4 protein-coding genes and 2 pseudogenes are annotated in these 10,465 nt (G+C 38.1%); 2 read left to right on the top strand and 4 right to left on the bottom strand.

Features of this window, described 5'->3' with window-relative positions:
• The 4 genes and pseudogenes from ACFIMQ_RS07950 to ACFIMQ_RS07935 all read right to left on the bottom strand — a co-directional run.
• Positions 1-77, bottom strand: a pseudogene (locus ACFIMQ_RS07950) (phage tail protein); the annotation flags it as partial.
• Positions 74-535 carry a phage tail protein gene (locus tag ACFIMQ_RS07945; protein ID WP_375703767.1) on the bottom strand — a complete coding sequence of 154 codons (462 nt, stop codon included), beginning with the start codon at positions 533-535 and terminating at the stop codon, positions 74-76. The gene ACFIMQ_RS07945 and the pseudogene ACFIMQ_RS07950, both read right to left, overlap by 4 nt.
• A 65-nt stretch (positions 536-600) precedes the next feature.
• Positions 601-1,485: a hypothetical protein gene (locus tag ACFIMQ_RS07940; RefSeq protein ID WP_375703766.1), complete on the bottom strand. Its 885-nt coding sequence runs from the start codon at positions 1,483-1,485 to the stop codon at positions 601-603.
• A 510-nt stretch (positions 1,486-1,995) separates the two neighbouring features.
• Complete coding sequence (locus ACFIMQ_RS07935) at positions 1,996-3,126, bottom strand: metallophosphoesterase (RefSeq protein ID WP_375703765.1); 1,131 nt, start codon at positions 3,124-3,126, stop codon at positions 1,996-1,998.
• A 779-nt stretch (positions 3,127-3,905) separates the two neighbouring features.
• Between ACFIMQ_RS07935 and ACFIMQ_RS07930 the strand changes: the two genes are divergently transcribed.
• The gene (locus ACFIMQ_RS07930; protein WP_375703764.1) at positions 3,906-7,706 is read left to right on the top strand and encodes an autotransporter outer membrane beta-barrel domain-containing protein; all 3,801 of its coding nucleotides are present in this window, start codon (positions 3,906-3,908) and stop codon (positions 7,704-7,706) included.
• A gap of 637 nt (positions 7,707-8,343) precedes the next feature.
• Positions 8,344-10,465 (top strand): annotated as a pseudogene (locus tag ACFIMQ_RS07925) (hypothetical protein); the annotation flags it as partial.

Raw genomic sequence — 10,465 nt, 5'->3', positions numbered from 1 at the left:
ATGGCATGGTGAAAGCAGATCAGATCAAGACTCATATCTTCTAGCTCTACCACGAGGTGATTTTCTGGTATTTTCATAGAGTTTGTTCCCCTTGGTATTGTCCCACCTGGTATTGTCCTTGTGGTTTTCCGCCATTAAAAAAGGGCAAGAGCGTAATGGAATAGCGGATGCGCTGGGATTGACCAGAGCGACTGATATAGTCGTGGTCTTTCGTGACACTGGTGATTACCACAGATCCATGGAGAATGGCGCTATAGCCATTGTCACTCATCCAACGGATCATCTGAACGGGCTTGGCAGCACGAATGGTTCTGGTGATAGCATCTATCGCTACCCGGTCCCCAAACTCTTCTGGAAACAACACCCCATGGATAGTTTTGGCATCATTGCCATAGCCGGTAAATTGCAAACCTGGAGCCTCACCAAAACGCTCTAGGCAAACCCATGAAGCAGAAAACTCTTCCTCAAAGGATTGGAAATTCAGCCAGTCCACATAAAAAAGATGTGGTCCTAACATTAGCAAAGGATCTCTCATAGACGCCCTCCCCTTGATTGTATCCCTTCCAGCACGCCATCTTTTCCCTTATTCTGCAGCCCGTATCATTCTGTCCCGCCATGCAGCGCATTGGCACGTGCCCGTTGCAAAGCATGGGCAACCGCACGACCAGTGACAACAGGATCACGCGCACCATTGACATGCACCGTGACATTTTGATTGTGTGTGATGGGGGAGTGATCTTTGCTTTTTGCTTCTGTGAAAGGGGAATTTGCATGCCCCGCCCCCGCAAATTGTGGTATGGGCTGAATGGCTGTTTTGCCCCCCAAAAAACTTGGCAAAAACTCTCTTACATCAATCGACCCAATCCACCCCTTAATGCGGCTAGGCAAAGATTTACAAAAATCCATCAATTGTGAGATAGACGACATAAAGCCATCGACAATCGAATTAGCCAGATCTTCGCCCGCTTGTTCCATACCAGCCTTGGCACTCTCCGAGAGCTTTTCCTGTGTAAAAAAACTCTTCAACCATTGCCAAAAGTTGGAAAAGCTTTGTTTAACGCCCTCCCACAAATTGCCAAACCACTCGACAACAGAGGAAAGTCCTTGTTTAAACTTTTGCCAATGGGAAGAGAAGTCGAAAGCAGCAGCAATGATGTTTTTCCATTTGGTTATGGTGGTAGTATCGGCACCAAAAAAGCGCATGACGGCTTCAAAGGCACGCCCCCAAGCCCGAGATACCCCCTGTGCAAAGCCTTTGACAAATGAAGAAAAACGATCCCAATATTTCCACAAAGCAAAACCAGCAGCAAAGATGACAGCCACAACAGCAGCAATGACCGCCCCGATCGGGGTAAAAATACCCCCCACAACAGAGGAAATAGCTGCCCCAGCCACTTCTATCGCTGTCCCGATCCAACCAAAAGAGGCAGCAAATGCACTTCCTGAGATCATAACTCCGCGAAACGCAGCAACCAGCAGAGTCATGGATCGCAAGAAGAGAAATTATATAGCATCACAAAACATCAATTGTTTGAAGATTATAAGTAAAAAATTGATCAAAATAAAAAGCTTCTCTTATGAAAAAGAAAAGAGTTGCACACGAGTAGATATTATAAACTCTAACAAAGGGCATAACTTGATAATTATACCACAAAAAACCAATAGAAACAGCTTTCTTGGGAATTCTTGACAACGTGTGATAGCAAATTATGAACACTCCCTCGACCCACTCACCTTCTCTTCAAAGATGAAAGTCTAAAAAAGAAAAAATAGAATAAAAAACATTATTCTGTTTTGTATTAAAGCTCTGTTCACATTAAACCATTGCACTTATAGCGCTTAACCTGAAATCTTAGCAGCTTTGAAAAAATATATAAAAAGATATCTGATTTTTTATTCTATTTTTAAGTAACACTCAGATACTCTCATTGCTCTTTAAATCCGCACATATGATACGTTTTTCCCTCATGCCTTAAAACAGAGAAAAAAATCCTATTATAACTGACTGCAATTTGCGGAAAATTGGGTGTCTTTCCCTATAACACCAAGATCTTTAATTAAAAGCGGTTTTCCTATTTCTCCATTATAGGCTTTAACGTGAATAGTCTTTCCCTTCACATCTATGAGGTAATAATCTCCATTAAAAAGCGCACCAGCTGTATAGATAGGGATATTCCCAAAAACCTTATCATTTTTCGCACGGCAATAGGACTGATAATGCGTATGCCCCACGAAGATTGCTTTAACATTATGAGAGATAATAATTGACTTAAAGATCGACAAATCTTTAGCATTCTTTTTACGAATAAAAAAGGATTCACCATCAATGGAAGCAGCACGCGCATCATGAAAATTAATGATTGTCACTTTACCTCTTGCATCAGCAGCAGCTAAATCGTTCTTAAGCCAATCTAAAGATTTATTGATTTGCACTTCTGTAGACTGCCCCTTCAAACCAACAGTATAGCTTGGATAATTGTGAAGCTGCACATAGTGAACATCTCCATAATCCCAAGAATAACTCAAACTCCCCCTTATCGAGAGAATATTTCCACCCGAAATGGGAACCAAACTTTCAGTAACATCTGCATTGAAATGCAATAATTGACTACGGTATTTTTTTATTTCCGATACCATTCTTGAAACTGCACTTATAGCACAAGCATCTTTGTAAAAATTGAATTCTTGAGGATTTGTACAATTACCAACATTATTGGCATAATCGTGATTCCCTAGCCCCTCATAGACAGGCGCTCCAAGAGTTTTATAAACATTTTTATAATCATCATAGTTTTTTTGTTGTCCAAACTCCGTCAGATCACCATTGACAATATGGAACGCGGCCTTGTGCGCTTTTATCACACCAGCAACCTGCTCATTTATCTTTAACCATGGCTCTCTGTTTGATATTCCATTGGCATCACCAGAGTTTAAACGCCACGGTTGCGGATCAGCCATGATGATAGCAGTATAATTTTTCTCAAGAGACTTTTCTTTCATAGGCCACATCATAAATGCATCATGATAAAGCCTCTTGTCCCTTCTTAACTTTTCAGAATCAAGGTTAAAACAACCAGAGAGAGTAAAAGCAATCACGGTGATTACCAATTTAACTTTATATCTCATAAACCTATCACCATAAAAACGTTACATATTTTATTGTATTATAAAAATTTTCTCAGAAGTAATTTTTTAAATTTTCTTGTCAAGAATATGTCAAAAATTCAAAATAATGAAAGCAATGATCCTTCAATGAAAGTGCACTTTGATGATATAAAAGCACTGTTGGTTCCAAGCTTTCAACTTCAAGCACTTTAATTGATTGAGATTTATGAGCTTAGGCTCTGTCAAATGCCATCGATTTATCAATAGCTTACCAGAAACCTAACAAGTATTCGTATACTATAAAATATTCCAAACAGAAGAAAGAACGTATTCTGTATGCTAGAGTAATCAACTCCTTTGGATATCAAGATCAAATACATTAGAATTTTATGATAAATAAGGTAGAAATAATCAAAAGTGCTAGCAACAGTGTTTGAGTGTTACTGTCATAACTAACTTTGATAATCTATCAAAATGCAGAAATATTACAGAAAATGCTATTATTACTTTATAAAAAAGTATATAAATTATGTAAAGTATTATAATAATATTTATAATTTCTATAGTATAGATTTGCAATAAATTTAACTATATAATATAAATAATTATAATCACATTGTGTGTTAAATATAAATTCATACAAATTTAATATCATTTATTTTTTAATTTTGACAAAAAAACAAAAATGTCTTACAGAATAAAAACAATTATCGAAATTCATAACAACTATCCATTTTCACTTCTTCTTATAAAGTTCGCGGGGAAATGAATATTTGGGGACTCTCATAAGGAGAATACTAGTGTATAAAACATCCCTTTTATCATGCACGGCTGCGGCTGCTATCATCCTATTCAACATCCAGTTCAGTGCACATGCTGAAAATCTTAGCGTTGCCAACGAAGAAAAAGATATATCCGGAAAAACGTACGAGACTATTTATGTAAAAGACAAAGGAAAAATCACCGGCAGTACTGTAACTGTAACTGGAAATGAAAACACAAATACAGACACAGGTAGCGATAAATATGTTGTAACAGTTGAAGGTGCTAACAGTGCGCTTAAATTAAATGGCTTAAATATTCAAGGCACTGATTCTGATATTCGTTTCGGTATTTCTGTAAAAGACGGCGCTAACATCAACCTAACTGGGGGGAACATTACAACTTCTCAAACTGGCGTTTATATTGATGGTAGTAAGGATAGTAGAAATATACTGCAAAATGTAGTAATATCAGATAATAAAAATGAAGCATCATCACTCCTTGGAATAGAAATACACAACGAAAGTTTTATCACTTTAGAAAATGTAACAGTTAAGCAAGCAGAAACTGGTATACTCGCGGATGACGTTTCTCAAGTTATAGTATCCGGAGGATCATTCGAAGGTAAAATGGATGGCGTATATGCTATGGGCGGCGCCACCATTACTGTAGATGGCGGTACTAACATTACCTCATCTAATGGTAACGGACTTCATGCCATCGATGAAAAGAGCAAAATTATAATGACAGGAGGAAGCGTAACTGGAAAAGATGCAGCATTATCTGCAGACGAAGGTGGACATATTACTGTCAAGGGTAGTACTCTAACAGCAAAGAGGAATAACCCTAATACATCTATTAATGATAATAAAATCGAAAGTGGATTCGGTGCTTTGTCTCAAGGTAAAAACAGTGTGATTGAATTGTCTGATACAAAGATCAAAGATGCTACAATCGGGTTAAAAACACAAAAAAATGGCGCAATAAAAATGACTGGGGGAAGCATTACAGCGTCCAAAGTTGGTGCATTCTTTTTGGATAGCAAAAGCAAAGAAAACACGCTGAAAGATGTGAAAATATCAAGCGGAAATGATGACTTTCTTATGGATAAAGGAATAAGTGCTAACAACAGCACGATCACTTTGAACAATGTAACCGTCACGAAAGCAAAAAACAGCATCTTAGCAGATAACAAATCTCAAATAACAATTACCGGCGGATCTTTTGAGGCAAAAAGAGAAGCAATAATTGCTCAAAACGGCAGTAGCATTACTTTAAACAATGGTGCGAAAATCATTTCATCTGAGCATAATGCGCTGAATGCCATTGGTGAGCAATCAAAAATTTTCATGACAGGAGGAACTGTTACTGGGAGTAATAATTCATTATATGCAATTTTGGGTGGATATATTAATGTTAAAGATGTTGTACTCACAAAAAATGGCGAACATTCAGCTACAGGCGCATCAGCTGAGGGCCAAAACAGCGTCATTGAATTAAAAGGAAAAACAACAATTACGAATATTCCCATAAGTCTTAATGCACGGAGCGGAGGCAAAATCACAAGCGAAGAATTAACGATAAAAGGAAGTAGAATAATTATTGAAATCGATGAGGGAATCTTCAAACTGCCTGGCTCAGGTGCATTTGCTACTGAAAATAGCGTCATTGAATTAAACGGAAAAACAACGATTGGAAAAGTTGATTTTGGACTTGTCGCATCCAAGAATAGCACGATTAAGATGGTCAATGACGCTGAAAACAAAATAGATGCAACAATAGTTGCACTATCGGTAGAGAGCAATGGACATATTGATCTCGCAAATACTTCTGCAACAGCAGGGGTTGCTGGGGTGAATTTTGCAGATTTGGCTAACAATTTTTCAAATTTGGTTAACAATTTTCCAGATTTGACTAAAAATACGTTATTTGTAGATTTGTCTCAAAATAATTTAAAGGGCCTAAGTAGTCGTAATCCACAAGATTGGCAAAACAGTGAAGTTAATTTGACCAATACAAATCTGATCGTTGAAAATGGTATTGGAATATATACCGAGGAATCAATGGGGAAAATTAATCTCAAAAATTCAAAAATCCTTGCAGATACGTTATTCAAAAACATAAAGCAGAAGACAAAGCCTGTTGGAATGTTTACTTTAACCGCAGATCATTCTGTCTTACAAGGCGGTGTAAGAAATGATGAAAATGGGCAAACACGCTTTGATCTGAAAAACGATACAAAATGGACGTTGAAAATCAGCAAAAACGAAAAAGATGATGATGGCAATCTGCTTGATATCGCTCAAAGATCTCGTTCTGATATTTCCACGCTTAATCTCGATAACAGCTCCATTGTTTTTGAGAAACCAACAGAAGAGCATTACCAAACATTGCATATAGGTTCTGGTAAACCAGACACGCAAGAAGTCTACAATGCAACGGGTGATGCAAAGATTTACTTCAATACGGCTTGGAGTGATGGTGCTGCAATAAATAACCAAAAAACCGATAGACTTTTGATCCATGGGGATGTCTCTGGCAACACATCAGTTTATGTCACGGGGCGCTTAGAAGAGAACAATATCGAAGCAAACACCTCTGCTGCTGCCAATGTCCGTGGTCTTTCACTCATTCAAGTTTCTGGAAAAGCAGAAGAAAACTCTTTCAAACTGGTAAATGGCTATACCACAAGAGGTGGCTTACCGGATATGTATACACTACGTGCCTATGGACCAGACTCAAGCCAAGGCAAAGCCGATATTGCGCAAAACCTCTTTGATGAAAAGAATGAAAATTTCTGGGATTTCCGTTTACAACCCGAACTGCTTGACTCCAATTCTGGTTCAAATCCTGATCCTGAAACAAATATCCCTACCGTTGCCCTTGTACCACAAACAGCAAGCTATTTGGTCATGCCAAATGCTCTCTTCTACAGTGGATTAACCGATATGGCTAAACAAAACGCACTCTTAGCCAATATCAGAACATCTGTCTTAGGAAAAGAAGAGGAAAAACAAACCGGTTTCTTCCTCTATACTTACGGAAACACAGGAACCTTATCTTCCAAGCGCGGACCTCTCAAATATGGTTATGGTGCTGATATCCGCTATGCTGCTCTACAAGCCGGTGTTGCATTCACGGCATTAGAAGGACAAAATACCACAACACATTTCGGTCTTGTAGGCACCTATGGGCGGCTATCTTTCACTCCAAAGGATATGGATGATGTAAGTAAGAGCACATTGGATAAATGGTCACTAACAGCTTATGGCAGCGTGCAGCATGACAATGGTTTCTATATGGATACGCTTTTATCCTATGGAATTCTAAAAGGAGATATCGGCAATGCTATCATTGGCAAAACCGCAAAATTGAAAAATGCCAAAATGTTGAGTATCTCCACCACCGTTGGCAAAGAGTTTGCAACCGGAATGGAGAGTTTAACATTTGAGCCTCAAGCACAACTTGCTTATCAACATTTGATGTTTAATACCATTGAAGATGTTGATAATTTTACCGTTGATATGAAAAATCCTTCTCAATGGTTGATCCGTGTTGGTGGACGTTTAACAAAAACTATTTCCACTGAAAACAATCGTCCTATGTCTTTCTATGGAAAAGTAAACTTGATCAAAACCTTTGGTGATGATGGTACCATCCGGATTGGCAGAAACTTTGACCTTGATCCTATGGGACCTGCAATTGAAGGCGGCGTTGGCATTAATGCGCAACTGTCTCACAATTTCTCCCTTCATGGGGATGTCAGCTATCAACAAAAGCTTCAAAAAACCGGTGTATCTGGAGCAAGTTTTTCAGGTGGCATACGCTATCAGTTTTAAAACAAAACTGTCAAAACAGCGTATTTCTTTTCTATGTATTAACAAAAAAGGCAGCACGATGTGCTGCCTTTTTATCTCTCCCCTATTCTTCTCTACCAATACACACTGCCAACATTTCTCTTTGAGAAAATTAGTTAAAAAAACTCAAGACAATAAAATATCGCGCTTTCAACTAGTAAAAATATCCCTTGAAAAAAACTAAAAGTCGATTGAAAAATCAATGAGCGCTATTTTATCATAACCGTGTTAAAGGAAAACATGAAAGCTATGGTATCATCTTTGGTTTTATGATGTTGAAAGAAATCTTTATCAGGCTCAAGCATACAGTTTTTTGGAATTTTCTTGCCTACACCTTTTTTTTAAGCATAAGCAACAAGTTTTATGCAAACATAACACATATCTTGAATAGAAAAACTTATAATACTTATATAATATATTTACTTTGACACAAAATGTATTTAAAATATAATTCATTATATATTTAATATATAATTTATTTTATACTTTACATAAAAATAAAAATCTCCTATTCACGTCCGATCTCTAATCTAAAATACCCATCCATTTGATATCCTTCTTATAAGCGGGGGAAGAGTGTGTGGCACTTATAATTTACTTATAATTTAGGAAAATCTTGATGTGTAAAAAGTCCCTTTTATCCTGTACGGCTGTCATAGCTGTCATGCTATTCAACACCCATTTCAATGTATATGCTAAAACTCTTGAAGTTTCTGGGGAGAAAAAAGAAGTATCTAACACAACGTATGAGATTATTAATGCGAAAGACAACGGGGAAATTACCGGCACACATTTAACTGTGGTTGGGAATAAAGATACAGATATTTATGCTGTAACAGCTGACGGTCTTGGCAGTGCGATTACATTACTGCAAGACACAGCCATTAAAGGAACTGATTTTGACATTCGTCTTGGTCTTAATGCAAAAGATGGTGCTACAATCAAAATGACTGGAGGCATTATTACGGTTTCTGAAACTGGCGCTTTCTTCGAAAACAGTATGAATGATAAAAACAAGCTGGAAGGTGTAACAATATCAAGCGGTAAAGATGACCACTTCATGGACGAGGGCATAAATGCCGACAACAAAAGCAAAGTTACTTTAGAAAACGTAACGGTTACGCAAGCAAACACCAGTATATTTGCAAATGATCATTCTGAAATAACGATATTAGGAGGAGCATTTGATGGAGACCTCAAAGGAATATCCGCTACGGAAGGCAGCACTATTACTTTAACTTATAGCGAATTAGCCGATAACAAAAAAAGCAGTGTTCAAGTTACATCATCCCATGGTGATGGACTTTATGCAAATGGTGCACAATCTACAATCACAATGACTGGTGGAACAATAACTGGAAGAAGCACAGCATTGCTTGCAGAAAATGGCGGACATATTGACATCTCAGATGTTACTTTAAAAACAGACGGCACCGGAATCGGTGCAATAGCCAATGATGCTAACAGTAAAATTGAATTACACGGAAATACGGTAATTAATGATGCTGTAATTGGGCTTTATGCAGAAAACAGTGGCACAATCACAATGACAGGAGGAACCATTACAGCTTTTGAAACTGGCGCATTCTTTAATGAAAGTAAGAGCAAAAAAAATAAGCTAGAAAATGTAACAATTACTTATGCAAACACCAACATAAATGATCAAGACAAGCTAGCAAATGTAAAAACATCGGACAATGAATTAGACCCTGGATGGGAAAGTGAATTAGAAAATGAATTGGGAAATGAAAAAGAAGAGTTTTTATACACAGGAATAACAGCCTTTGCTGGAAGTCAAGTCACTTTAGAAAATGTAACCATTACCCAAGCAGAAACCAGCATATCCGCAGAAGGTCATTCTCAAATAGCGATATTAGGAGGAGAATATAATGGAGAACACGCCGGGCTATACGTTACGGAAGGCAGCATCATTACTTTAGCCAATAGTCAAAAAGGCAGCGTTCAAGTTACATCATCTTATGGTGATGGACTCTATGCAGACGGTTTATTCTCCACAATCACAATGATGGGAGGAATAGTGACTGGGGGGAACAGAGCATTATTGGCAGTGAACGGTGGATATATTAGAGGCGAAAATGTTGTTTTAACAACAACAGATGGTAACGGAAACGGAGCAGCTTCCACAGATCCTTACAGCTTGATTGAATTGTATGGGAAAACAACGATTAATAATGCTTTTATCGGGCTTTATACAGAAAACAGAGGCGTCATCATGATGACGGAAGGAACTGTAACTGGAAAAAGCGCAGCATTATTTGCAAAGAGCGGCGGATATATTGATGTCACGGATGTGATACTAACAACAATGGATGGTAACGGATACGGTGCAGCTGCCACTGATCCTAACAGCTTAATTGTATTACATGGGAAGACAACGATTAATAATGCTGTAACTGGCCTTGGCGCGGAAAATAGTGGTACCATCACAATGACGGGAGGAACTGTAACTGGGACAAGCGCAGCATTGCTTGCAAAAAGTGGTGGACATATTAAGGTCGCAGATGTTGCTCTAACAACAATAGGCAACGGATACGGTGCAGCTACCACCGATCCTGATAGCTTAATTGAATTGTATGGAAATACAGCGATTAGCAATACTTTCATCGGGCTTAATGCAGAAAATAGTGGTGCAATCACAATGGCGGGAGGAACTGTAACCGCTGCAAACATGGCATTACTTGCAAAAAGCGGTGGGCATATTAAGGTTACAGATGTTGCTC

The sequence above is a fragment of the Bartonella sp. AD13SXNS genome (assembly GCF_042196465.1).
Lineage (GTDB): Bacteria > Pseudomonadota > Alphaproteobacteria > Rhizobiales > Rhizobiaceae > Bartonella.
The sequence above is the reverse complement of the archived record's forward strand: the minus strand, read 5'-3'. Positions and strand labels throughout refer to the sequence as shown.

Bases quoted from the DNA above. Each gene is read 5' to 3' on its own strand.
- ACFIMQ_RS07940 (WP_375703766.1), bottom strand. From the start codon at position 1,485: ATGACTCTGCTGGTTGCTGCGTTTCGCGGAGTTATGATCTCAGGAAGT.
- ACFIMQ_RS07945 (WP_375703767.1), bottom strand. From the start codon at position 535: ATGAGAGATCCTTTGCTAATGTTAGGACCACATCTTTTTTATGTGGAC.
- ACFIMQ_RS07935 (WP_375703765.1), bottom strand. From the start codon at position 3,126: ATGAGATATAAAGTTAAATTGGTAATCACCGTGATTGCTTTTACTCTC.